General features: G+C 40.4%; 22 protein-coding genes and 1 riboswitch. Of the genes, 20 read left to right on the top strand and 2 right to left on the bottom strand.

What is annotated here, in order from left to right:
• Positions 1 to 25: 25 nt before the first annotated feature.
• From H9631_RS09450 to H9631_RS09495, 10 genes are all read left to right on the top strand, one after another.
• Positions 26 to 2,386 carry an endonuclease MutS2 gene (locus tag H9631_RS09450; RefSeq protein WP_191812127.1) on the top strand — a complete coding sequence of 787 codons (2,361 nt, stop codon included), beginning with the start codon at positions 26 to 28 and terminating at the stop codon, positions 2,384 to 2,386.
• Between the two features lie 39 nt (positions 2,387 to 2,425).
• A complete protein-coding gene (locus tag H9631_RS09455) occupies positions 2,426 to 2,833 on the top strand; it encodes a DUF350 domain-containing protein (RefSeq protein WP_191812129.1) in 408 nt (135 codons plus the stop codon).
• Positions 2,834 to 3,277: 444 nt separating this feature from the next.
• The gene (locus H9631_RS09460; RefSeq protein WP_191812131.1) at positions 3,278 to 4,969 is read left to right on the top strand and encodes a long-chain-fatty-acid--CoA ligase; all 1,692 of its coding nucleotides are present in this window, start codon (positions 3,278 to 3,280) and stop codon (positions 4,967 to 4,969) included.
• A 411-nt stretch (positions 4,970 to 5,380) separates the two neighbouring features.
• A complete protein-coding gene (locus H9631_RS09465) occupies positions 5,381 to 5,977 on the top strand; it encodes a TetR/AcrR family transcriptional regulator (protein ID WP_191812133.1) in 597 nt (198 codons plus the stop codon).
• Between the two features lie 29 nt (positions 5,978 to 6,006).
• Positions 6,007 to 6,780 carry an enoyl-CoA hydratase gene (locus H9631_RS09470; RefSeq protein WP_191812135.1) on the top strand — a complete coding sequence of 258 codons (774 nt, stop codon included), beginning with the start codon at positions 6,007 to 6,009 and terminating at the stop codon, positions 6,778 to 6,780.
• Between the two features lie 41 nt (positions 6,781 to 6,821).
• Positions 6,822 to 7,586, top strand: coding sequence for an electron transfer flavoprotein subunit beta/FixA family protein (locus tag H9631_RS09475; RefSeq protein ID WP_191812137.1), 765 nt, complete (start codon positions 6,822 to 6,824; stop codon positions 7,584 to 7,586).
• 35 nt (positions 7,587 to 7,621) lie between these two features.
• Positions 7,622 to 8,599: an electron transfer flavoprotein subunit alpha/FixB family protein gene (locus H9631_RS09480; RefSeq protein ID WP_191812139.1), complete on the top strand. Its 978-nt coding sequence runs from the start codon at positions 7,622 to 7,624 to the stop codon at positions 8,597 to 8,599.
• Positions 8,600 to 8,706: 107 nt separating this feature from the next.
• Positions 8,707 to 9,021, top strand: a complete 315-nt coding sequence (gene trxA, locus H9631_RS09485) for a thioredoxin (RefSeq protein ID WP_191812141.1) — start codon at positions 8,707 to 8,709, stop codon at positions 9,019 to 9,021.
• 510 nt (positions 9,022 to 9,531) lie between these two features.
• The gene (uvrC, locus tag H9631_RS09490; protein WP_191812143.1) at positions 9,532 to 11,304 is read left to right on the top strand and encodes an excinuclease ABC subunit UvrC; all 1,773 of its coding nucleotides are present in this window, start codon (positions 9,532 to 9,534) and stop codon (positions 11,302 to 11,304) included.
• Positions 11,305 to 11,346: 42 nt separating this feature from the next.
• A riboswitch (Lysine riboswitch) is annotated at positions 11,347 to 11,534 on the top strand.
• A 245-nt stretch (positions 11,535 to 11,779) separates the two neighbouring features.
• Entirely contained in the window at positions 11,780 to 13,012 is a 1,233-nt protein-coding gene (locus tag H9631_RS09495) for an aspartate kinase (protein ID WP_191812145.1), read from the top strand.
• Positions 13,013 to 13,079: 67 nt separating this feature from the next.
• Here H9631_RS09495 and H9631_RS09500 read toward each other — a convergent pair whose 3' ends face one another.
• Positions 13,080 to 13,541 (bottom strand): YslB family protein, encoded by a 462-nt coding sequence (locus H9631_RS09500; RefSeq protein WP_191812147.1) that lies wholly within the window; start codon positions 13,539 to 13,541, stop codon positions 13,080 to 13,082.
• A 255-nt stretch (positions 13,542 to 13,796) separates the two neighbouring features.
• Between H9631_RS09500 and H9631_RS09505 the strand changes: the two genes are divergently transcribed.
• The 8 genes from H9631_RS09505 to H9631_RS09540 all read left to right on the top strand — a co-directional run bounded on the left by H9631_RS09505 (position 13,797) and on the right by H9631_RS09540 (position 20,458).
• Positions 13,797 to 14,423, top strand: coding sequence for a succinate dehydrogenase cytochrome b558 subunit (locus tag H9631_RS09505; protein WP_191812149.1), 627 nt, complete (start codon positions 13,797 to 13,799; stop codon positions 14,421 to 14,423).
• A 69-nt stretch (positions 14,424 to 14,492) separates the two neighbouring features.
• Positions 14,493 to 16,253: a succinate dehydrogenase flavoprotein subunit gene (gene sdhA / locus H9631_RS09510; protein ID WP_191812151.1), complete on the top strand. Its 1,761-nt coding sequence runs from the start codon at positions 14,493 to 14,495 to the stop codon at positions 16,251 to 16,253.
• Between the two features lie 2 nt (positions 16,254 to 16,255).
• On the top strand, positions 16,256 to 17,023 hold the full coding sequence (sdhB, locus tag H9631_RS09515) for a succinate dehydrogenase iron-sulfur subunit (RefSeq protein ID WP_191812153.1): 768 nt from the start codon (positions 16,256 to 16,258) through the stop codon (positions 17,021 to 17,023).
• Between the two features lie 256 nt (positions 17,024 to 17,279).
• Positions 17,280 to 17,732: an acyl-CoA thioesterase gene (locus tag H9631_RS09520; protein ID WP_191812155.1), complete on the top strand. Its 453-nt coding sequence runs from the start codon at positions 17,280 to 17,282 to the stop codon at positions 17,730 to 17,732.
• 178 nt (positions 17,733 to 17,910) lie between these two features.
• Entirely contained in the window at positions 17,911 to 18,123 is a 213-nt protein-coding gene (locus H9631_RS09525) for a hypothetical protein (protein WP_191812179.1), read from the top strand.
• Between the two features lie 331 nt (positions 18,124 to 18,454).
• Positions 18,455 to 18,925, top strand: coding sequence for an inner membrane protein YiaA (gene yiaA / locus H9631_RS09530; protein WP_191812157.1), 471 nt, complete (start codon positions 18,455 to 18,457; stop codon positions 18,923 to 18,925).
• Positions 18,926 to 19,044: 119 nt separating this feature from the next.
• On the top strand, positions 19,045 to 19,305 hold the full coding sequence (locus tag H9631_RS09535; protein ID WP_191812159.1) for a hypothetical protein: 261 nt from the start codon (positions 19,045 to 19,047) through the stop codon (positions 19,303 to 19,305).
• A 283-nt stretch (positions 19,306 to 19,588) separates the two neighbouring features.
• Entirely contained in the window at positions 19,589 to 20,458 is an 870-nt protein-coding gene (locus tag H9631_RS09540; RefSeq protein WP_191812160.1) for a protein-glutamine gamma-glutamyltransferase, read from the top strand.
• 458 nt (positions 20,459 to 20,916) lie between these two features.
• On the opposite strand, the gene H9631_RS09545 is transcribed toward H9631_RS09540, so the two are convergent.
• Positions 20,917 to 21,870 (bottom strand): exonuclease domain-containing protein, encoded by a 954-nt coding sequence (locus H9631_RS09545; RefSeq protein WP_191812162.1) that lies wholly within the window; start codon positions 21,868 to 21,870, stop codon positions 20,917 to 20,919.
• Positions 21,871 to 22,899: 1,029 nt separating this feature from the next.
• Between H9631_RS09545 and H9631_RS09550 the strand changes: the two genes are divergently transcribed.
• The gene (locus H9631_RS09550) at positions 22,900 to 23,124 is read left to right on the top strand and encodes a helix-turn-helix domain-containing protein (RefSeq protein ID WP_120075451.1); all 225 of its coding nucleotides are present in this window, start codon (positions 22,900 to 22,902) and stop codon (positions 23,122 to 23,124) included.
• Positions 23,125 to 23,535: 411 nt separating this feature from the next.
• On the top strand, positions 23,536 to 24,546 hold the full coding sequence (locus H9631_RS09555; protein ID WP_191812164.1) for an amidohydrolase: 1,011 nt from the start codon (positions 23,536 to 23,538) through the stop codon (positions 24,544 to 24,546).
• The last annotated feature ends 70 nt before the right edge of the window (positions 24,547 to 24,616 follow it).

Consider the following 24,616-nt stretch of genomic DNA (forward strand, 5'->3'; position numbering starts at 1 on the left):
GGAAAGGGGACTTAAAGCAAAGTTCATGAATGAAAAAATATTAAAGACGCTAGAATTTAATAAAATTCTTCTGCAACTGGAGGAATTCGCGGCCTCTGAGCTGGGAGTGGAAAGGATTAGAAGGCTGAAGCCGTCTACCTCTTTTGAGGAGGTTGTCTTGCTTCAAGAGGAGACAGACGAAGCAGCTCATGTACTTAGGTTAAAGGGACATGCTCCTTTAAATGGGATCTTTAATATCACCCCGCATATTAAGCGTACGCAAATCGGTGGGGTGCTAAATCCCATTGAGCTTGTACAAATCGGAAGCACGATCCATGCAGGTCGTACAATGAAGCGTTTTATAGAGGAAATGATTGAAGATAACGGATTGGAGATTCCTATTTTATCAGGAAAATCCGATCAAATTGCTGTCATGACACCATTGGAGCATGAGATAAAGAACGCCATTGATGAAGGCGGCGAAGTGTTGGATTCTGCAAGCACGGAATTAAGGAGCATCAGGCTTAAAAAAAGAAGGGATGAGAGCAGGATAAGGGAGAAGCTTGAAAGCCTTATCCGCGGAAGAAATGCACAGAAGATGCTTTCCGACGCTATTATCACCATCCGGAATGAGCGCTTCGTTATTCCGGTTAAGCAGGAGTATCGCTCTAACTATCCAGGGATCGTACACGACCAGTCATCTTCAGGACAGACTTTGTTCATCGAACCGCAGGCAGTCGTTGATTTGAATAATGGTCTTCGTGAATTACATGTGAAAGAAAATCGTGAAGTTGAACGGATACTCATCCAATTATCCGGAAAAGTGGCTGAAGTAGCTGACGATCTGTTTGTCCTAGTGAAAGTTATGGAATCCCTTGACTTTATTTTTGCCAAGGCGCGTTTTGGAAAATCGATGAAGGCAACTAGACCTGGTATTAATAAGGAAGGGCGCATTCAATTGTTTAAGGCTAGGCATCCGTTGATTCCTCCAGAAGAGGTTGTGGCAAATGATATTACTCTTGGAATAGATTTTTCCACGATCGTCATTACCGGACCGAATACGGGGGGGAAGACGATTACATTGAAAACGCTCGGGCTTCTTACTCTGATGGCACAATCGGGTCTGCTTATTCCTGCATCGGAGGAATCGGAGCTGGCTGTTTTCAAGGAAGTATTTGCAGATATCGGCGATGAACAATCTATTGAGCAGAGTTTGAGTACCTTCTCTTCACATATGGTCAATATTGTAGATATATTGAAACTTGTAAATGATGAAAGCTTGGTTCTTTTTGATGAGCTTGGTGCTGGGACAGATCCACAGGAAGGTTCGGCGCTGGCCATTTCTATATTAGACGATGTATATAGCCGAGGGGCTCGCGTGATCGCTACAACACATTATCCCGAATTGAAAGCATATGCGTATAATCGTGAAGGAGTTACCAATGCAAGTGTGGAATTTGATGTTGAGACTCTAAAGCCAACTTACAGACTTTTGATTGGTGTGCCCGGGCGAAGCAATGCATTTGAAATTTCCAAGCGACTTGGATTATCTGAAGCCATTATTACACATGCAAAATCGTTCATAGATACGGAAAGTAACGAAGTGGAAAACATGATTGCATCTTTGGAGAAAAGCCGAAAAGAGGCTGAGAGTGATTATGAAGAGGCTCATTTTTATTTAAAAAATGTTGAAAAGCTTCATCAGGATTTACAAAAGCAGATGATTGAGTTTTATGAGCGGGAAAAAGAAATGTATGCAAATGCCGAGCGAAAAGCAGTCGAGATTGTGGAGAAAGCAAGGACTGAAGCTGAAGATGTAATCAGCTCATTGCGAAGAATGAGAATAGAAGGCAACGCACAAGTAAAAGAACATGAATTAATCGAGGCGCGCAGAAGGCTTGATACCGCTGTTCCTGAATTGAATAAAGAAACTGGCCGGACTAAAAATTCCAAACAAAAGCGCGAGCTGCAGCCGGGTGATGAGGTTATGATTACTACATTCGGGCGGAAAGGGACTTTGCTGGAAAAAATGGGCGAGAAAGAATGGCAGGTACAGGCGGGTGTTTTAAAAATGAAAGTGGCCGAAAAGGATATGGAATTCATCAAATCTGAACAAAAGCCTGAGCCAAAGCCTCTTGCCACCGTCAAAGGAAGAGACTATCATGTGGGGCTCGAACTCGACATACGCGGTGAGCGGTATGAAGATGCCCTGCGTAAAGTTGAAAAATATATTGATGATGCTCTTCTTGCCAACTATCCGCGTGTTTCTATCATTCACGGGAAAGGAACAGGTGCACTTAGGTCGGGAGTTACGGAATATTTGAAACATCATCGAGCAGTTAAACGTATAAGACTTGGAGAAGCAGGGGAAGGCGGGAGTGGCGTAACAGTTGTCGAATTTAAGTAACGCCCGCTGAACCCCCTGTTAAAAAGGGGAATGATTTGAATGGACTCTTTTTGGGAAAATTCATTTGTACAAACGGCGGGCTATTACAGCGTCACAGTCCTTTGCATGGTTCTGTTCTTGTTTATATTTGAGATTGTAACCAAATATAAAAACTGGGAAGAAATAAAAAAAGGAAATGTAGCGGTCGCAATGGCTACCGGTGGAAAGGTTTTTGGGATTGCCAATATTTTCAGGCATTCTATTTTGCATCATGATTCTTTATTCGTAATGATCGGTTGGGGGATGTACGGTTTTTTCCTTTTGTTGACTGGGTACTTTATCTTTGAATTTTTGACGCCAAAGTTTAGAATTGATGAAGAAATAGAAAAAGACAACCGCGCTGTTGGCTTTGTGGCAATGGTCATTTCCGTCGGATTGTCATACGTCATCGGTGCTGGCATTTATTGAGGAGGAAATCGTGGAAAAACTGGCAAAAGTGCTGTTTGTCGTCTGCAGCATCTTTATCATAATTGGAATCATTTATTTAATCCGAGTATAAAACCGTCTGTCCAAACAGGCGGTTTTTCCTTTTAGAGTAAGCAAGTATAAAAATTCGATGAAATATTTAGTTCGAATTAAGTTATCCAATTACCTAGTCTAGCTGCGACGCTAGTGCGAGCAAAGCGGCAGGACGTCGCTGAACTAAGCCCGCTGATGCCTAGCCCCTTAAGGTCATAAGGCGACTTTCGCTTAGTTGATGTGAAAAGCTCACGCAACAAAATTCAATAGGCCTTTTCCTTGTATTGTTCCGATAATTTAGTCAATTAGTTGTGCTATCGCCTATCATTGTAATATAATATTTATAAGTTTAAATTTTCTTACTGTTCATTATAAAAGGAGGAATGTAAATTTATGAAGCCTTGGTTGGAGCTTTATCCGGACACTATTCCCAAAACTCTGGATTATGATCGAAAACCAGTGCAGCAATATTTGACAGATGCAGCCCAAAATTATCCTCACAAAACAGCTATTCATTTTATGGGCAAAGAACTAACATACCGAGAGCTCTACAAAAGCTCTCTCAAGATGGCGACATATTTGCAAACGCTGGACATCAAGAAAGGAGACAGAGTTGCAATTATGCTTCCGAATTCTCCGCAAGCTGTCATCAGTTATTATGGAATTCTTTATGCAGGAGCCATTGTTGTACAGACCAATCCACTTTATACGGAAAGGGAACTCGAATACCAAATGAAGGATTCGGGTGCAAAAGCAATTATTGGGCTAGATATCCTTTACCCGCGGATTATGAAAGCGATCGGTAATACAGATCTGCAGCACGTTATTGTAACCGCCATCAAAGATTACTTGCCGTTTCCGAAAAATGTCATTTATCCTTTTATACAAAAACGTGATACTGGCATCGTTGTCAAGGTAAAACATGAAGGCAATCAGCATTTGTTTAAAGAGATAATGACTAGAACATCTCCTAAAGAAATACCAGTGGACTTTGATTTTGACAAGGATCTAGCACTCTTGCAATATACAGGTGGAACGACAGGAAATCCGAAGGGTGTCATGCTCACTCATAAAAACCTGATTGCCAATGCAACTGCGTGTGATGCCTGGCTCTACAAAATGAAAAAGGGAGAGGAAAAAATTCTTGGTTTGCTGCCGCTGTTTCATGTTTATGGAATGACGACTGTACTGATTTTAGGGGTTATGCAGGGCTATGAGATGATTTTGCTTCCCAAATTTGATGCGGAAACGACTTTAAAAACCATTCAAAAACAAAGGCCTACTTTGTTTCCAGGAGCACCAACCATTTATATCGGTTTGATGAACCATCCAGATATCAAAAAATACGACTTGTCTTCTATTGAATCATGCATTAGTGGATCAGCTCCTTTACCTGTGGAAGTCCAGGAAAGATTCGAGAAGTCAACAGGTGGAAAGCTAGTTGAAGGATATGGATTAACCGAAACTTCCCCAGTAACCCACTCTAATTTCCTTTGGGATCGTGAACGAGTGAAGGGCAGCATAGGCGTTCCGTGGCCTGATACCGATGCAATGATTATTTCTATGGAAAACGGGCAGCCCTTGGAGCCGGGAGAAGTTGGGGAAATCGCGGTAAAAGGCCCGCAAGTCATGCAGGGATACTGGAATATGCCTGAAGAAACAGAGCAGACAATAAAAGACGGATGGTTATTGACAGGTGATTTGGGATATATGGATGAAAAGGGATATTTCTATGTTGTTGATCGAAAAAAGGATATGATTATTGCAGGAGGGTTCAATATATATCCACGCGAGATAGAAGAAGTGCTTTATGAGCATCCTTCAGTCCAGGAAGTGGTGGTTGCTGGTGTACCGGACGCGTATAGAGGGGAAACTGTCAAAGCCTATGTTATTTTAAAAGAAGGAGAAAGTGTTACCGAACAACAGCTGGATGAGTTTGCGCGAAAGCATTTAGCAGCATTTAAAGTACCTAGAATCTATGAATTTAAGGAAGAGCTTCCGAAAACGGCTGTTGGAAAAATTTTGCGGCGCACTTTAGTAGATGAAGAGAAAAAGAAAATGGATCAAGAAGAAAAGCTAGGATAATCAATGTTGTTGGCATCAAGGTTTTAGCGCCTATCAGCCAATTCCGCTTCGCTTATAATCGTTTCATTTTCATTTTACGTCGAGGATCAGGCGCTTGTTTTTTATCATAGTAGCCAGATATTTTGAGACGTGTGATTTCTTGACAGAAAATTGTATAAGATTTATTATATTTTTATGAATGAGCAATCATTCATTTTGCCTTTATTCAGCAGAAGTCTCCCACTTCTGCAAGTTGTGAGATGAATACCTGCTGGTATTCCATTAAAAAGCGGGGGTTCAAACCCAGGCTGAATAAAGATAAAGCCTCCGGCGGATGCCACAATTTTCAGAAGGATTTTATCGAGCTAAAGCTTGATAAAATCTGGGCGCAAATACGCCAAGGCGCATTTGATTGTACAGAAGGTGAAATAAGTGAAAAGAAACAGACCAAAGTATAAACAAATCATTGAAGCGGCCGTTGTTGTTATTGCTGAAAATGGCTACCATCAGGCACAAATTTCCAAAATAGCTCGGCAGGCAGGAGTGGCAGATGGCACTATTTATCTTTACTTTAAAAATAAAGAGGATGTACTCATCTCAGTTTTTCAAGAAAAAATGGCCATGTTTGTTGAAACAATCAATGAAGTGATTGCAGGAAAAGAAACAGCTTCGGAGAAATTATTAGTAATGTTTGAAAGCCATTTCAAAATTTTATCCGCGGACACAAAGCTGGCGATTGTGACTCAACTGGAATTAAGACAATCCAACAAAGATCTGCGGTTTAAAATTAATGAAGTGCTGAAGGATTATTTAAGCGTATTGGAAAGCATCCTGGAATATGGAAAAGAACGCGGCGAGTTTGCGGCTGACCTCGACATCCGGCTGGCAAGGCAAATGATTTTTGGAACGATAGATGAAACAGCGACAACTTGGGTGTTAAACGAACATAAATATGACTTGGTCGCGCTCGCTCCCAAAGTACACAAGCTAATTTTGAATGGGTGCATATCCGAGAACGCTGCTTCATAAAAAAAGCGTCTTGAAGGGAGCTAGCTTATATGGAGTTTTTAACAGTTTCAAAGGAAGACAATGCAGCTTTTATCAAAATCGAAAGGCCGCCTGCTAACGCACTTTCAACAGCTGTAATACAGGAGCTTGGCCAGCAAATGGAAGAACTTGAGAACGACAACAGCATCAGGGCAATTCTTTTATATGGTGAAGGCCGCTTCTTTTCCGCAGGAGCAGATATAAAAGAATTTACAGAAGTACAAAGCGGTGAAGCATTTTCCGAATTGGCCGCGGAAGGCCAAAGGGTATTTGAAAAAATTGAAACGTTCTCGAAGCCGGTTGTCGCTGCCATCCATGGAGCCGCGCTTGGAGGTGGCCTTGAATTGGCAATGGCTTGCCATATCAGACTTGTTAGTGATAATGCGAAGCTCGGACTTCCGGAACTTCAGCTGGGGCTAATTCCGGGTTTTGCTGGAACACAACGCCTTCCGCGCTATGTAGGAGTAGCCAAAGCAGCGGAAATACTTTTTACTAGCAAGCCGCTCGTTGGAAAGGAAGCCGTGCAATGGGGATTAGCTAACCAGAGCTATCCAGAAGAAGAGCTGTTAAAGAAAGCGAAAGCGCTAGTGCGCTCAATTGCGAAAAAGAGTCCAGCCTCTCTCAAGGCAGCTATTGAACTTCTCCAATTTGGAAAAGGAAGGAGCTATTACGAAGGAGTTAAGCTGGAAGCTGAAAAGTTTGGTGAAGTTTTCACAACGAGGGATGGACAGGAAGGTATCCGTGCCTTTGTTGAAAAAAGAGAGCCAAGATTTACAGGAGAGTAATAGTTATCATTTATCAGTTTCATATTATAGGAGGTTCGATCATGAATATTTACGTGCTTATGAAAAGAACATTCGACACAGAAGAAAAAATAGCCATTTCAAATGGCCAAATTGAGGAGGATGGAGCAGAGTTTATCATCAACCCTTATGATGAGTATGCGATAGAGGAGGCCATCCGTATTCGTGATGATCATGGGGGAGAGGTAACTGTTGTTAGCGTCGGTGGGGAGGATACTGAGAAACAGATTAGGACAGCGCTGGCAATGGGAGCCGATAAAGCAGCATTGATTGATGTTGAAGATGATTTGGATAATTATGATGAGTTTTCAGCAGCTGCGATTTTGGCTGAATACCTGAAGGATAAAGACCCAGATCTGATTTTGGCAGGAAACGTTGCCATTGACGGAGGCTCTGGACAGGTTGGGCCGCGTGTTGCAGATATTTTGGATATTCCATATGTAACGACGATCACTAAACTGGAAATTGATGGTGAAGCTGTGAAAATCGTTCGTGATGTTGAAGGGGACTCTGAGATTATTGAAACATCTCTCCCATTACTCGTGACAGCTCAGCAAGGATTAAATGATCCACGGTATCCGTCTTTGCCTGGAATCATGAAAGCGAAGAAAAAACCTTTGGAAGAATTAGAATTGGATGATTTGGATCTGGATGAGGATGATGTTGAGCCGAAAACGAGAACGGTTGAAATATTCCTTCCACCAGAAAAAGAAGCGGGCAGGATTCTGGAAGGCGAATTGACAGACCAAGTAAAAGAGCTTGCAGGTTTGCTTACTAAAGTAATATAACATCCCTTTTACAGAGAAACAGGAGGTATGAAGCAATGGCTAAAAAAGTATTGGTACTCGGTGAACTCCGGGATGGTAGTTTAAGGAATGTTTCATTTGAAGCAATAGCGGCAGGAAAGAAAGTGGCTGAGAATGGAGAAGTGGTTGCTGTTTTAATTGGTGATTCCGTGAAGGATAAAGCGGGTGAAATGATTCATTACGGGGCGGATCGTGCAATTACAGTAGAAGATGAACAATTAAAATATTATACTTCAGATGGTTTTTCACAAGCGTTTATGGCAGTTGTCAATGAAGAAGAACCGGATGTTATCGTCTTTGGGCATACATCTCTGGGAAAAGATCTTTCTCCGAAGATTGCCAGCAAATTGAACACGGGCCTTATTTCTGATGTGACAGCCATTGAAGAAGGCAATGATGGGGTACTATTTACCCGGCCCATCTATTCAGGAAAGGCATTTGAGAAGAAAGTCATTACGGATGGCATCACATTTTTTACAATCAGACCAAATAACATCGAACCACTGGCTAAGGATGAGTCCAGAAGCGGTGCAGTTACGCCAGTTGGCGCAGAAATAAAAAATTTGCGAACGATTATTAAAGAGGTTATTACAAAAGCAAGTGAAGGAGTGGACTTATCCGAAGCGAAAGTCATTGTTGCGGGTGGACGCGGTGTAAAAAGTGCAGACGGCTTTGAGCCGTTGAAGGAACTTGCAGATGTTCTGGGCGGTGCAGTTGGAGCTTCACGTGGCGCTTGTGATGCTGATTATTGTGATTACTCATTGCAAATCGGCCAAACTGGAAAAGTTGTTACACCGGATCTTTATATTGCTTGTGGAATATCTGGGGCCATTCAACATATGGCAGGTATGTCCAACTCAAAAGTGATCGTCGCCATAAACAAGGATCCAGAAGCAAATATCTTTAATGTAGCGGACTACGGAATCGTCGGCGACTTGTTTGAAGTGGTTCCACTTTTAACTGAAGAATTTAAGAAAATAAAAGTATCCTCATAAAAAATTTGACTGTGGGAATATTAAAATTGCAGGCAGATTGTTAGCGTGGATTGAATCCTGATGATATACTTGCCTTAGTTTCGGATAGTATATTAGGAGGTAAAGATATGGCTATTGTTAATGCAACCGACGAAAATTTCAAAGCTGAAACCGGCGAAGGAGTCGTTCTCGTAGACTTTTGGGCACCTTGGTGCGGTCCGTGTAAAATGATTGCTCCAGTTCTTGAAGAGTTGGACGGTGATCTTGGTGATAAAGTGAAAATCGCAAAAGTGAACGTAGATGAGAACCAAGATACAGCAAGCCAGTTCGGTGTCATGAGTATTCCGACATTAATCGTAATGAAAAACGGAGAAGTCGTTGATAAAACTGTAGGCTTCCAGCCGAAAGAAGCGTTGGCAGATTTGGTGAATAAACACCTGTAAGCCACTGAAAAGTCCGAGCGAACCCGCTCGGATTTTTTTTTTGAAAAAAAGAATGTTTGAGTCTATGATAAATATTAATGAAGGAAAAAACAGTTTTGTTCAACTTCGACGGGCGTGCGTCCCATAAAATGAATGCTATTAGGCTTATAATGGCTTGATAGCGGCGTGGAACAGGTCTCGACGTGAGACATGAACTTTTAACTTCATTCAGCAGAAGTCTCCCACTCCTGTAAGTGGTATGATGAATGTGTATTGATATTCCATACAGCGGGGTTCATGAATAAAGTTGCAGCCTTCGGCAGATGTCACAGATTTTATCGAGCGGAGCTCAATACGCCAAGGCGAATTTGATTATTTTTTGGAAAAAATCTCCCTCTTCAAATATTTGCAAAGCAAAGCAATTGGTAAGGGGAAGATAAGTTTCAGTTGGGCGTTAGCCCAAAGACATTTTCATGTTGTCTTTGTGCTGATTCGAAGCATTTGTGCAATTCAAATTGGGAGGTCACTTCCTTGAATCATTTAATAAAACATAAATTGGAAATTTTACCTGACCAACCTGGCTGTTACTTAATGAAGGATAGACAGGGGACTATCATCTATGTAGGGAAAGCAAAGAAGTTAAAAAATCGAGTGCGCTCCTATTTTACAGGGTCTCACGATACCAAGACGCAGCGGCTCGTTTCTGAGATCCAAGACTTTGAATATATTGTCACTTCTTCTAATGTTGAAGCACTTATCTTAGAAATGAATCTGATTAAAAAACACACTCCCAAGTATAACGTCTTGCTCAAAGACGATAAGAGCTACCCATATATTAAATTGACGAATGAGCGGCATCCAAGACTGATCATCACCCGAAAGGTGAAGAAAGACAGAGCAAAATATTTTGGGCCATATCCAAACGCACAGGCGGCTCATGAAACGAAAAAACTGCTTGATCGGTTGTACCCCCTCAGAAAATGTCAGTCGCTTCCTGACAGAGTCTGTTTGTATTACCATCTTGGGCAATGTTATGCGCCGTGTGTCAATGAAGTCAGTCAGGAAACGTACAAGCAGATTACAGATGAAATCACGAAGTTTTTAAACGGCGGATATAAGACGATCAAAAATGAACTCCAGAATAAAATGATCGAAGCTGCTGAACAACTTGAATTTGAGCGGGCGAAAGAATATAGGGACCAAATCAGCAATATTGAAACAACAATGGAAAAGCAAACAATCATTTCTTCGGATTTCATCAATCGGGATGTGTTTGGATATGCCATCGATAAAGGATGGATGTGTGTCCAGGTATTCTTTATCCGTCAGGGAAAATTAATTGAACGGGATGTATCTTTGTTCCCGGTCTACGGAGATCAGGAAGAAGAATTCCTTACATTTTTAGGCCAATTTTACCTCCAACCACAGCATTTCAAGCCAAAAGAGATCCTTTTGCCCGAATCGGTAGATGAATCCATGGCAGAGCAGCTAGTTCAGACAAAAATTCTGATACCGAAAAGGGGACAAAAGAAGGATCTTGTTCAGTTGGCTGAAAAAAATGCGAAAGTCTCCCTCCACGATAAATTTGCCTTGATCGAAAGGGACGAAGAGAGAACAATCCGCGCGGTTGAGAAGCTTGGGGAAGCGATGGGCATTTATACGCCGTATCGGATTGAGTCTTTTGATAACTCTAATATTCAAGGAGCTGATCCGGTATCAGCAATGGTTGTTTTTATAAATGGAAAGCCAGATAGGAAGGAATACCGCAAATATAAAATCAAGACTGTGGAAGGACCCGATGATTATGAGTCAATGAGGGAAGTTGTCAGAAGAAGGTATTCCAGAGTATTAAAAGATGGTCTTCCGCTGCCCGATCTGATTCTGATTGACGGAGGAAAAGGGCAGGTTGAGGCAGCAAAGGATATATTGGAACAGGAGCTTGGATTGGACATTCCAGTGGCAGGATTGGCAAAGGACGAAAAACATAAAACTTCTCAGCTTTTATTTGGAGATCCACTGGCTGTTGTTCCGTTAGCAAGGAACAGTCAGGAGTTTTATTTGATGCAAAGAGTTCAGGATGAAGTGCATCGATTTGCCATCACATTTCATCGCCAACTCAGAGGGAAATCCGCATTCCAGTCAGTCTTGGACGAGGTGTCCGGCATTGGCCCGGCAAGGAAGCAGAAGCTTCTGAAGCATTTTGGCTCATTAAAGAAAATGAAAGAAGCAGATATTGAGGAAATAACCAAACTAGGCATTCCAATGCCTACCGCAGTCAATTTGATTGAAAAATTGAAAGAATAGTTGAATATGAAGAAACTGCGTGCTATAATGAGTCGAAATCAATAAATTGATAGAGGCGCAAACCTTAATGAGTAGTAATCTGGAGAAGCGTGGGCTTCGAGGAAGGGTTTATGAAAGGGAAGGATTGCCGAAGTGAAAATAAGTCCCATGATTATTTTTGCTGGTTCTGTTATTGAATAAATACAGAATTGTCAGTATGAACTGATTCATACTGGAGGGCTATCTCATGTTGTGGTTTTTTCACTTTTATTTAATTGTGACTCACAAGCAATGAGAGGAGACTCTCATTGCTTTTTTTAATGCGAAGGAAAGTATAAAGATAATCTGAACTTTCCTTTCAAAGTCTAAGAGCAATAGCTAGCTCCAGCGTCTATCGATTAGCAGGCTTTGTGTTCTCTCTTACGATAGTATCAACATCGGCTCCGGTCGACAGGCGTTTGCGCTTATCTTAATTATTAAAGAAAGAAGGTAGATTATGGGTACCGTAGTCATCAAATTCGGAGGCTCATCGCTTAGCACAACCGATAAAATCAAAAATGCTGCAAGAAGGATTATTGCAGAAAAGGAAAATGGAAAAAAAGTCGTGGCAGTTGTTTCGGCAATGGGCAAAACGACTGACCAGCTATTGACCCTGGCTGGTGAAATTACAGCACGTCCTGCAAAACGCGAAATGGACATGTTGCTTGCCACTGGGGAACAAGTATCCATTTCATTATTGTCGATGGCATTGACAGAAATGGGAGCTGAAGCTGTTTCTTTGACTGGCTGGCAGGCAGGAATCATCACGGAAAAAGTGCATAATAATGCAAGAATCGTTGATGTTAAAGCGGATCATATAGAGAAAATTTTACAAGAAGGAAAAACAATCGTAGCGGCCGGCTTCCAAGGTGTAACGGAAGACGGGGAAATCACTACTCTTGGTAGAGGTGGATCAGACACGACTGCAGTAGCTCTAGCGGCTGCACTCAAAGCCGAACGCTGCTCCATCTGTACAGATGTAACTGGGGTCTTCACGTCCGATCCGCGTTATGTCCCACAGGCGCGCAAGTTAGCATCCATTTCCTATGATGAAATGCTTGAGCTTGCAAATCTTGGCGCGGGTGTACTCCACCCACGTGCTGTTGAGTTTGCAAAAAATCATTCCGTCTCACTAGAAGTAAGATCAAGTAGTGAAAATGAAAAAGGTACAGTAATTGAGGAGGAAGCTTCCATGGAAAAGAATTTGATTGTACGTGGTGTAGCGTTTGAAGACGACATTACAAGAATGACAGTATTTGGGTTGAAAAATGAAATAACTGGACTTTCGTCTGTTTTTTCTACCCTAGCTGCCAATCAGATTGATGTAGATATTATTATCCAAAGTCAAACAGAAAATGAGACGAATCTCTCATTTTCTATCAAAGATAAAGACCGCCAGGAAGCGGTAGAAGTATTGGAAAAAGAAAAAGGATCAATCGGATTTGACCATATTGAATGTGAGACCGGTCTTTCCAAAGTATCCATTGTTGGATCAGGAATGGTTTCCAATCCTGGTGTAGCAGCGAAAATGTTTGCTGTATTGGCGGAAAATGGAATCCAATCAAAAATGGTCAGCACTTCTGAGATCAAAGTGTCAGTACTTGTGGATGCTGAGCAAATGAAACCGGCTGCCCAGCATTTGCATGATGCTTTTGAATTAGGTGTACTTGAAGAGACGGCCTCAAAATAAGAGAACAGCCTGCCTCTAATTGGAGGCAGGCTCTGCTTATGCAGCGATACATACTCATCATTTGAAATTAATCAGACAGGCCAGCTTTATGATCCCAGCGAACGACAAAAGTCACTTTACCTTGTTTTTTATTGACTTCTTCAAAAGCCTCGGCTGTCGCCTGTTTTATGCATTGCACCTGTTCAGCAAGAAATCCTGCTTCAAGGCGGAAGCTGGGGTCTGACCCCATGACAAGACGTCTTTCGACAATGTCGCCACTTAATTCCAGGCGAAATTCGTTTTTCTTTTCATGGACTATATGTAGGTGTCCCCAGCCGGATTCCTTAAAGAACTCAATGGATTCGTCCACTGATAGGAGCGGAAACCTCCGGGCAATATGTTTTCCCGCCCAATAGGAAATTTCATGAGTATCGCCGCCAAGCAGCTCGGGAATGAGTATGTCTCTTAACAATTCATACGCAAAAACGGGTACTACTGACTGTTCTTTGTTTTCTAAGGGAGGGGCTTCATGTTTGGATAATGATTTCACTATAATTCCTCACTTTCAAATATGAGTATATTATAAACGAAGGCAAAGTGTAAGTGGGCAGGAAACTTATTACGAATTGGATTCTTTATTCAATTTAGAATAAATTAAGAAACCCCTTATCTTGACGAGGCAGGGCGAGGGGAGTAGAATGAAATATGGTCACAACTTTGTTACAAACATTTATGTTGTTCGACATGCCCAATCGGACAAAAACTGTCAAAGGAGCAGACGCTTAATTACTAAGGGGGGTAAATCGTGGCAGGAAAAAATGAGTTTTATTGGCGCAGGTTGCACTCTTTACTTGGAGTAATTCCAGTAGGGGTCTTTTTAGTGCAACACTTGATCATCAACCATTTCGCTACACTTGGCGAAGAGGCGTTCAACAATGCGGCAGGATTTATAGGAGATGTTCCTTATATCATTGTCCTAGAATTTGTTGTTATCTACATACCATTATTGTTTCACGCCATTTTAGGGATTTATATCGCATTTACAGCGAAGAATAATCCGGTCAGATTGAGCTTTTTTCGTAACTGGATGTTCGCCTTGCAACGAATAACAGGAATTATCTTATTGTTCTTTATTGCGTGGCATGTATGGGAAACACGCATCCAAAAAGCACTTGGAGCAGATGTGGACTTCCAAATGATGTCGGATATTCTGTCTAACCCGGTCATGTTGATCATCTATATTCTTGGAGTCTTGTCCGCTACATTCCACTTATCAAATGGACTATGGGGATTCCTGGTAAAATGGGGCATTACACAATCACCGAGAGCCCAATATATCTCTTCTTGGGTAATGGGAATTATTTTTGTGATTATTTCTACTGTCGGAATTCGTGCGGCTCTTGCTTTTGCCTATCCACAATGGTTTGTATGATGGACCCAAAATGACTTTGTTGCGGGAAGACGACACAATTAGATGTATGAAAAGGAGTGTAACCTTTCGATGAGCAAGGGCAAAATCATTGTCGTCGGCGGTGGATTAGCCGGCCTGATGGCAACTATTAAAATTGCAGAAGAAGGAAATTCGGTGGATCTTTTCTCCCTTGTACCCGTAAAGAGATCCCACTCTGTCTGTGCGCAGGGCGGTATCAATGGTGCGGTTAACACAAAGGGTGAAGGCGACTCGCCTATGATCCATTTTGACGATACAGTTTACGGTGGAGACTTTTTGGCCAACCAGCCGCCAGTCAAGGCGATGTGTGAGGCAGCTCCTTCAATAATCAATCTTTTGGACAGAATGGGCGTTATGTTCAACAGAACACCGGAAGGCTTGCTTGACTTCCGACGTTTCGGTGGTACTCAGCATCACCGTACAGCTTTCGCGGGTGCTACAACAGGCCAGCAGCTGTTATATGCTCTTGATGAGCAGGTTCGCCGCCATGAAGTGGCTGGACTTGTTAACAAGTATGAAGGCTGGGATTTCTTAGGTATTATCCAAGACGATAATGGCGAATGTCAAGGAATCGTAGCCCAAAACCTAAATACAATGGAAATCCAATCATTCCCTGCAGATGCTGTTATTATGGCGACTGGCGGACCTGGAATTATCTTTGGTAAGTCAACTAACTCTGTCATTAACACAGGATCAGCGGCTTCCATCGTCTACCAGCAGGGTGCTACCTATTCGAATGGTGAATTCATCCAGATTCACCCGACTGCTATCCCTGGTGATGACAAGCTTCGTCTGATGAGTGAGTCAGCACGTGGTGAAGGTGGACGAGTTTGGACATATAAAGATGGAAAACCTTGGTATTTCCTTGAAGAAAAATATCCGGCATATGGAAACCTCGTACCGCGTGACATTGCTACACGGGAAATTTTCCATGTCTGTGTAGATATGAAACTTGGTGTAAATGGGGAAAACATGGTTTACCTTGACCTTTCCCACAAAGATCCAAAAGAATTGGATATTAAACTTGGCGGAATCATCGAGATCTATGAGAAGTTTACTGGAGATGATCCTCGAAAAGTTCCAATGAAAATCTTCCCAGCAGTCCACTACTCAATGGGCGGTTTATGGGTTGACTATGAACAACATACAAACATCAAAGGTTTATTTGCAGCTGGTGAATGTGATTATTCACAGCACGGTGCGAACCGTTTAGGTGCAAACTCATTGCTTTCAGCAATTTATGGAGGAATGGTTGCGGGTCCTGAAGCTGTTAAATATGTAAATGGACTAGAGAAGAGTGTTGAAGATCTTCCTTCTTCATTATTTGATGCAGCAGTTAAAAAAGAAGAAGAAAAATGGTCAGATATCACATCTCTTGATGGAACAGAAAATGCTTATGTACTCCATAAAGAGCTTGGTGAATGGATGACAAACAGCGTAACGGTTGTTCGTGAAAATAAAAACTTGAAAGCAACCGACGATAAAATTCTTGAGTTGATGGAACGCTGGAAAAACATCAATATCAACGATACAGCCAGCTGGAGTAATCAGGGTGCTATGTTCACAAGACAATTGTGGAACATGATGCAGCTTGCGCGTGTTATCACAATCGGTGCTCTGAACCGTAATGAAAGCCGCGGCGCTCACTATAAGCCTGAATTCCCTGACCGTAATGACTCAGAATGGCTGAAAACAACTATGGCTGATTTCAACCCTGCTAAAAATCAACCGGAATTCAGCTACGCGGATGTAGATGTATCCCTTATTAAGCCTCGTAAAAGGGACTATACTAAGAAGAAAGAGGAGAAATAAGGATGAGCGAAAACAAAACTGTCACTTTTATTATCACTCGACAAGATCATCCTGATTCCCAGCCATACGAAGAAGTATTCAAACTGAATTACCGCCCGAACATGAACGTCATCTCGGCGTTGATGGAAATTCGCCGTAATCCGGTAAATTCCAAAGGGGAAAAAACTACACCAGTCGCATGGGATATGAACTGTCTTGAAGAGGTTTGTGGAGCATGTTCTATGAAAATCAATGGCAAGCCGCGTCAATCTTGTACGGCTTTGATTGATAAGCTTGAGCAACCAATTCGCTTACAGCCAATGGATACTTTCCCGGTTGTCCGTGACTTGGTCATCGATAGAAGCAGAATGTTTGATTCATTAAAACGAATCAAAGCCTGGATTCCAATCGATGGAACGTACGATCTTGGACCTGGCCCGCGCATGCCAGAAAGAAAACGCCAATGGGCGTATGAGCTTTCAAAATGTATGACTTGCGGCGTATGTTTAGAAGCTTGCCCGAACGTTAACAGCAAGTCCGATTTTATTGGACCTGCATTCCTATCATTGCCACGTCTGTATAACACACATCCAACTGGAGCAATGAACAAGGACGAGCGTCTTGAAGCACTTATGGGGGATGGAGGAATCACAGGTTGTGGTAACTCCCAAAACTGTGTTCAAGTTTGTCCGAAAGGAATTCCGTTGACAACTTCAATTGCTGCGATGAACCGTGCTACAAGCATACAAATGTTTAAGAAATTCTTCGGAAGCGACCACATGGTGGATTAATTCTAAATATATCTTGCTTGTTTACACAAAAACAGCAGCTGTCCACATTGAGGCAGCTGCTATTTTTTAACTTCATTCAGCAGAAGTCTCCTACTTCTATAAAGTGGTGAACTGAATGCATATTGGTATTTTGTTAAGTGGGGCTTCACCCCCCGGCTGCCGCAGATTTTTATTGGAGATTTACCGAGCGAAGCTCAATAAAATCTGGAGGCAAATACGTCAAAGCGCATTTGATTAAAGGGAGGAAGATAGGGATATGTCCCGAATGTCATACATAGAAGACTTGGAACAATGGAAAAATGACTTTTCATTTTACCAGGAAGTGAAAGTCCGTTTTTCAGAAACCGATATGTTCGGACACCTGAATAACACAGTACCGTCGGTCTATTTTGAACAGGCGCGTATCGGTTTCTTTAAAAAAGCGGGATTGATGCAGAAATGGGTGGAGTCCTCTCAGGAAACGATGCCAGTTGTGGCGGATTTGCAGTGTGATTTTTTGTCACAGGTATATTTTGACGAACAGTTAAAGGTTTTTGTAAAAGTCAATAAAATAGGAACTTCCTCGGCAGACCTTCACTACATGGTGGTGCGGGAGGATGGCTCTCTCTGTTTTACTGGCAGGGGAGCAATCGTTCAAGTTTCCAAAGCAACCGGGAAGAGCGTTCCTTGGTCGGAAGAATTCAAAGAGCGACTGATGTCGAGAGTTTAACTTTATTCAGCAGAAGTCTCTGACTTCTGTAAGTGGTGTGTAGGTATTCCCATTCAACCCCTGTCTGAATAAAGTTAAAGTCTTCGGCGGTTGCCGTAGATTTTCAAAGGCAATGTATCGAGTGGAACTCAATACAATTTAGGCGCAAATAAAATTTTTTAAAAAAGGAAGTTGAAATGTGAAAAGACTTGTACTGTTTCCTTTGCCGATCGCCATTATCGTATATTTAATGGCAAGTTGGTGGTTGAATAAATATTATACCGACATTGAATTGAATATGCGGACATATCTTGCGATTGGTGCTGCCCTCATCTCAGGGGTTATTTCTTATTTTCTGTTTACAAATGATACAGATAAGTTCGATTCCACTGATGAAAAAAGAAAAAAATAAATGCTGTATGCATATTGTGGCAAAAAGCTGCGAGGAAGTTCATAACAGAGAAAAAGGACTTGAACAAAAGAAACCTAAATAAACGGAGCCGCTCTCCGTTTATATCAAAATAGTAATCCGCTAAGGGGCAAAGTCTCTTAGCTGATTTATTTTATGCTCATTTAGATTTTTTTACGGTGCGTATAATCAATTGAGCATGAAAGTACTTAAGAACATTCTAATTTAAGTAAGTAATCTCAAAAAATGATCGACTAATTGGAAGAGATTTCTATATAATAAATTAAGGAAGCGCTATAATGTATTATTCGATGAAAAATGGAGGTGAAAAGCAATGAATAATGATAATGAAATTGTATTAGATAAGGAGAAAGAAAAGCACCCAAAAATCAAAGTAGAAAGAAAAGAAGGGGAACCAACCTCAGCTTTTAAAGGGGCTGCCTGGGCAGCGCTGTTTGTGGGTGCTGTAGCTTATCTAATAGGATTGTATAATGCAGACATGCAACTGAATGAAAAAGGATATTACTTTGCAGTTCTAATATTTGGACTATACTCAGCTGTATCTTTACAAAAAGCAGTAAGAGACAAAGATGAAGGAATACCAGTCACTGGCATTTATTATGGCATTAGTTGGTTTGCACTAATTGTATCAATTTTATTAATGGCGATTGGTTTATACAATGCAGGAAGTATTGTTTTAAGCGAAAAGGGATTTTATGGCATGGCATTCGTTCTCAGCATATTTGCTGCTATAACAGTTCAGAAAAATATTAGAGATACAAATAGAGCAAGAGAAAGAGATTGAATTGTTAATAGGGGGCTCAGAAAATCGTTAGCTTTATGGAAGTCACCCTTAGACTTTGAATACGTCACCAAATAAAAGAACTCCAGTTCATCCCTGTATCCCAAAGAAATGGGACAGGGATGAAGTTGTTTATTGATCGAAAAAGCGTGAAGCTTATTGGCTGGTCAACTCCATGGTTAAAGCCGGCAGCGAAGGAAAGCAGGGTTGCAGCAGTAAAGGAGATCAGATTCACACATGAACTGCTGCTTCTAGAGCTACAAAGTGAATCGCGGACGAGTTCAAAAGCGAAAAGACAGTTCGCAATCACATATACAACGAGATGTATACCCTATGCAAAGAGAAATCAGTCAAAGCTTCTGACTGACTTTTTACTAAAGTAACGAATGATGCAACAGAATGAGCGTATTAGATAGCCTTAATATTCTTGTCTATCCTATATATCTTTTTACCCTTATAGTTTTGATCTCTGCTTTGATTCTGCTAGACTCTCTGGATTTATATTTTTTTCCCTACACTTATCCCTAGTGGAAACGTAATAAAAACATACAATGCTCCAATGTATGCCGGCAAAATTAGGACTGTCTGTAGTCGAATACACATTCAAAAAAAGGTTGAATACGCTGGTAATACTACAAATGACATTTAGATTGGAGTGAAGGATCGTTGCTACAAATAGCAGGAGCGCAATTTCAACAAAGTGACCTGTGGCCATCTGGTAGTATTGAAAGTGTCATCATTAAACGAATGCAGGAAGATCCAATTATTTATTCGTATCAATCAATGGATGAATTATTGTTTGAGGTTAAGTTGCGGAAAAACATCGTAATAAGTGCAAGAACCATGAATCAAAGCAATTTTCAGTTTGCAACCTTAGAAAAATCTCGTTGTAATCCCCAATATTGGATATTGACAAACATAGGTGGATTCCAGTTAAGGTATGGTGTAAAGCCTTCTGAAGCGATTCGAGATATTTACAAAAACAGTTCGCTATATGCGTTTGAATGTGCTACTGCAATGATGATTATCTATTACCATGCTGTTCTAAATAGTATTGATGAACATTTATTTGATCAATTATTCCAAAACCTCTATTTATATAGCTGGCATTCTGATTCTGACCTCGGAATACACAACGTTAATACGAGTCATTTCATACCTGGAGATGTCGTCTACTTTAATAATCCAGATTTTAATCCAGAAACCTCTTGGTGGAGAGGAGAAAATGCGGTTGTTCTCGATGATGGCACATATTTTGGACATGGAGTGGGAATAAGGAGCGCTAACCAAATGATTCAAGCTTTAAATAAGACCAAAAGGCCGGGAAGTAATCAATCAGCCTATCTGGAAAATTTAGCAACAAGACCATCGTTCCAACACTTGGCACAGTATGCGATGCTGCCACGTGATTATATAACTCATAAACTTCAACATATTGTAGTCCTCCATAATGAAACTTCAATTTCATATAATCGATACCTATACTATTTAAATAAGGTTTATCATCAGATGAATAATGTGAACTTATCTCGATGAAAATGCTTAGTTTGACGGCAGGATTCCAATGAGGCCTTGATTCGAATGAAAGTGCCAAAGAATTGCGGATGCTAGCAGCCCCGTTTATTTTTCCTTTGTGGGACCTTTCCGATTTGGATGGGTCTTTTTTGAATGGGCAGACTGATTGATGAACAATAGATGTAAATAATCAGCATATTTATAGATTACTGATCAAGTTCAACATTTCTATAAAGCATCTTTACATCCCGTATTCCGGACATCAGTAACACTAATCATGGCTATATGGATTTGATTGTAAACTGTAATGTTGCTTTTTTTATCAGCTTTTTCAAGATTTACCTGCTTGAAAACAGTTTAATCGACCCGCGTTTCTTGTAAAGTCCGCTGATTTCCGATGCGTTTATTTTTTGTATCGCTCTACACACCTGTTGATTTGAGATGCAAATCAACAGGTAACTCTTAAATGATATGTACGTTTAGAAATTTATACTAGAATGTTCACCTATTATTAATTTAAACTCTTTTTCGTTAAGAATTTTTAAGTCTTTTCCTTTCTCAATAAATTCACAAGCTTTACGTTCCTTGGAACTCATCCCACTTTCTCCAACAATCTTTTTATCTTGTTTACCAACGACAAGATAATCAGTCGTTCCACTTACTCCACTTTTAATTATTCCGCCAAGGTTAACAACTGCTTGCATCGCATCTTTTCGATCAAAATTCTCAAGCTCTCCAGTAAAAACGATATTTTTATTGTAAAATAGATGATTGGCGTCAAAGCTTTCCGTGGTTGCAGTAATATCCGTAACTTTTATCTTTTTAAAATTACCAATCCCTTGCCTAAAGGTGGAATTAGCTTTTAATTCTGTAAAACTTCTTACAGGGATGGAGGAAAAAGTACTCAAATATGTATGAATTGATCTTCTTCTTTTTGTTTCAATGGATTTAATTACAAGCTCCGCACATGCCCTAGCATCGGAAAGGGCGTTATGGTGATCCTTTAATGTTATTCCGAACCTTTTGGTTCTTTCTTTTAAGGAACTACCAATCCCTTCTCCTCTGCAAGCTCTAGTACTAATGGGGATACTACATATATAGTTAAATTCTGGCATCTCAAAGGAATAGGTGGTCAGGCAATTTTTAAGTACACTCATATCGAATTGAGCATTATGTGCTATCACGTAATTTTCTTCGTTGAAGTAATATGAAATTTCGTTCCAAACCTTATCAAATTTAGGGGCATCTTTAATATCTTCTAAATTAATACCATGTACTTTGGAAAAGTCCGGATCCATTACTAGAGTGGGAGGTTGAATTAAAAAGTACTTTTCGTCAATAATCTTTTTCTCCTGAACAAATACGACCCCTAATGAGCATGCACTATTCAGTTTATTGTTTGCGATCTCAAAATCAATAGCGATAAAATCCATTTTTTCATCATCCTCTATTTTAAAAGTGAAATTTTTATTCTATACAAATAAACACGACCTTTTCTCGATCGTGATCAACCTCGCCGCATATCTCTTTTTTAGCTTGAAAATTTCTAGTTCGTTTTTCGATACATATTCAGGTAAGGCCAATACAATTTCTCTAACGCTTCTAGTTTTTGAAAAATTAAATCTAGCTTATTTTCCAAGGAAGTCATCCAGTTCATCAACAAATTCCTTGCTATTCTTAATGAATATTCATGTCAATTTAGATAACTTACAATCAGCTCTTTAACCTTTTTCTCTGGATTTTCCGCCAAATTATATAATATTCCAGGATGTTTCGTTGATTTTTCAAAAACCTTTAAACTCTTCGGAGAAAGATTTGCTTCTAGCCTGGTTACAGTCACTTTATGATTTATTTTATTATCAGTTCTTCCGAGAAAATAGTTGTCGAAACTTCAAAAGGACTTGTTTTTTGATTAACAGTATCAATTGATGTCACTTTAGAGCCATTCTCGTATGCTGTAAATGTTGTCCGCGCTACCCTTAACTTTTCAGCTACTCTAATCGACTTGGAAAAACTCCCTTAATGTCACCAAACCTTATTTTATTTACTCTATTATGACTGTTTTTATTAGTAACTTCAATTGATCTTCTTAGGCTTTGAATGCGTCATTCAAAAATAAAGAACTTCATTTCATCTCAGGTAATCAAATGAGGATGGAGGGATGGGGTGTGCTTAATCGCAAATGCGTGAAATAATGTCAAATTGTTCTTTGAATACATATGATGGAATTAAGGACATTTCCTGCTCCACCTTGTTTTGAAGGCTTTTCCTATGGAGAAAAACAACGGGGCAGTTTGATGAACCAGGCACTTGCTTGAAAAAAGTAGTGAATCATTGCCTATTTATGTTTTTCTTGCCATTCCCATGTCACTCCCATTATTGGATTCACATATGATGTTGATGACAAAGTTAATACCCATCCCCACGGTTGAAGCTGGCGAAGGCAAGGAGGGTTACAATAGTTGAAGGAGAACGAATTCACTCATAAACCGCTGCTCACGAAAAGAGAAAAAGAAGTATTTGAGCTATTAGTTCAGGATAAAACTACAAAGGAAATCGCGAACGAACTGTTCATAAGCGAGAAGACAGTTCGAAATCATATATCCAACGCCATGCAAAAGCTTGGAGTTAAGGGGCGTTCTCAAGCTGTAGTTGAACTTTTACGCATGGGAGAACTAAAGCTATAGCTGAAAAACCGGCTGTCCGTATGGAGGCCGGTTTTGTTGTGTTTTTATAAACTAATTGAAGAAATATTGAGGAGAATGAAGTAATGACCTTTTACGTGTGTAAGGAAGGTTGATTAACAGGAAGAGGGGAAAGTTGTTATATTTATGATGGTCATTTTTAGAGCATCATCATATAGTGTAGGAAGGTCTAATATTGTTGTCCTAGAAACACTGTAGTTTTTTCCTCAAGCCTTCTGATTGGACACATTATAAAAATTTTAATAGAAAGGAATTCACATTTCGTCTAATGTAATCGTTGGTGTGTATTGTTAAAATATAATTAAACATTTAGAATTAATAGAATTAATTTCGTGATCAATGGCGGGTTTGTGGGTTGGGAGAAAATAATAACGATACAAGGAGGTCTCATCATTGGATAGAGAATATCTTTTTATCAACGGTGAAATCATTACGGTTAACGAGAAAGATCAAGTAGCAGAAGCTGTGGCTGTATGCGGAAATAAAATTACAGCAGTCGGGTCAAACGAAAGTATTTTAAAATTAAAAGATGATCATAGTGAAATCATAGATTTGAAGGGAAAAACTCTATTGCCGGGTTTCATTGATTCACATTTACATATTTCTGTCTACGGAACAAATTGTTTATCCATTTCTTGTCAAAATGAGAAGATAAAATCCATTAGGGAGCTACTTCAAGAAATCCAAATGAAAGCAGATCAGACACCAAAAGGCCAGTGGATCAGAGCTTGGGGGTACAATGAATCTCTTATTTCGGACAAGCGGTTTCCAACTAAGGAAGAGCTGGATGATATTACGTCAGAGCATCCAATTATGATTTCCAGAATATGTGGACATATTTCATTGGTAAATAGCTATGCTCTTAAGGTGGCAAATATAGACAGAAATACCCCAGATCCCCAAGGTGGAATAATTGATAAAACGGCAGCGGGGGAGCTTTCTGGGTTATTATTGGAAAATGCACATATGAAGATGTTTAATATCGCAGCTTTTTCAGAAGAAGAACTATCAAAAGCACACATAGTAGCCTCAGAACATTTCGCTGAAAAAGGAATTACTTCTATTCATGATGCGACAGGCTATGGCCTCGACAATCTAAGAGTGTTACAGGCCGACAGTAAAAGAGGGTTAATAAAACAAAGAGTCTACGCTATGGTCGGCGCGCTCAATAATGCTCAGGATATTGTTAAACATATTGTCAAGGCGGGAATCTTTACCGGCTTAGGGGATGAAAGGTTCAGAATAGGTCCAGTAAAGCTTTTTCTCGATGGCAGCAGTAGCGGGCCTACTATTTGGACTCGTGAACCTTACACTAGTGACCCCAATAATTATGGAGTGCACTATTTTTCACAGGAAGAAGTGGACGAACTGCTCATACATGCCCATGAAATAGGGTGGCTGTGACTGATAAACTAAAGTGGACAGTTCCCGCCAAATAAGATTGAACACTTTATCTGAGGGAATGGGAGTTCAA

Source organism: Bacillus norwichensis, from assembly GCF_014836955.1.
In the GTDB taxonomy this organism is placed as follows: domain Bacteria; phylum Bacillota; class Bacilli; order Bacillales; family Bacillaceae_C; genus Siminovitchia; species Siminovitchia norwichensis.

What these genes read in the sequence shown, in the direction of transcription:
- H9631_RS09450 (WP_191812127.1), top strand. Translation starts at nt 26, where the DNA reads ATGAATGAAAAAATATTAAAGACGCTAGAATTTAATAAAATTCTTCTG.
- H9631_RS09455 (WP_191812129.1), top strand. Translation starts at nt 2,426, where the DNA reads ATGGACTCTTTTTGGGAAAATTCATTTGTACAAACGGCGGGCTATTAC.
- H9631_RS09460 (WP_191812131.1), top strand. Translation starts at nt 3,278, where the DNA reads ATGAAGCCTTGGTTGGAGCTTTATCCGGACACTATTCCCAAAACTCTG.
- H9631_RS09470 (WP_191812135.1), top strand. Translation starts at nt 6,007, where the DNA reads ATGGAGTTTTTAACAGTTTCAAAGGAAGACAATGCAGCTTTTATCAAA.
- H9631_RS09475 (WP_191812137.1), top strand. Translation starts at nt 6,822, where the DNA reads ATGAATATTTACGTGCTTATGAAAAGAACATTCGACACAGAAGAAAAA.
- H9631_RS09480 (WP_191812139.1), top strand. Translation starts at nt 7,622, where the DNA reads ATGGCTAAAAAAGTATTGGTACTCGGTGAACTCCGGGATGGTAGTTTA.
- trxA (WP_191812141.1), top strand. Translation starts at nt 8,707, where the DNA reads ATGGCTATTGTTAATGCAACCGACGAAAATTTCAAAGCTGAAACCGGC.
- H9631_RS09495 (WP_191812145.1), top strand. Translation starts at nt 11,780, where the DNA reads ATGGGTACCGTAGTCATCAAATTCGGAGGCTCATCGCTTAGCACAACC.
- sdhA (WP_191812151.1), top strand. Translation starts at nt 14,493, where the DNA reads ATGAGCAAGGGCAAAATCATTGTCGTCGGCGGTGGATTAGCCGGCCTG.
- sdhB (WP_191812153.1), top strand. Translation starts at nt 16,256, where the DNA reads ATGAGCGAAAACAAAACTGTCACTTTTATTATCACTCGACAAGATCAT.
- H9631_RS09520 (WP_191812155.1), top strand. Translation starts at nt 17,280, where the DNA reads ATGTCCCGAATGTCATACATAGAAGACTTGGAACAATGGAAAAATGAC.
- yiaA (WP_191812157.1), top strand. Translation starts at nt 18,455, where the DNA reads ATGAATAATGATAATGAAATTGTATTAGATAAGGAGAAAGAAAAGCAC.
- H9631_RS09535 (WP_191812159.1), top strand. Translation starts at nt 19,045, where the DNA reads ATGAAGTTGTTTATTGATCGAAAAAGCGTGAAGCTTATTGGCTGGTCA.
- H9631_RS09545 (WP_191812162.1), bottom strand. Translation starts at nt 21,870, where the DNA reads ATGGATTTTATCGCTATTGATTTTGAGATCGCAAACAATAAACTGAAT.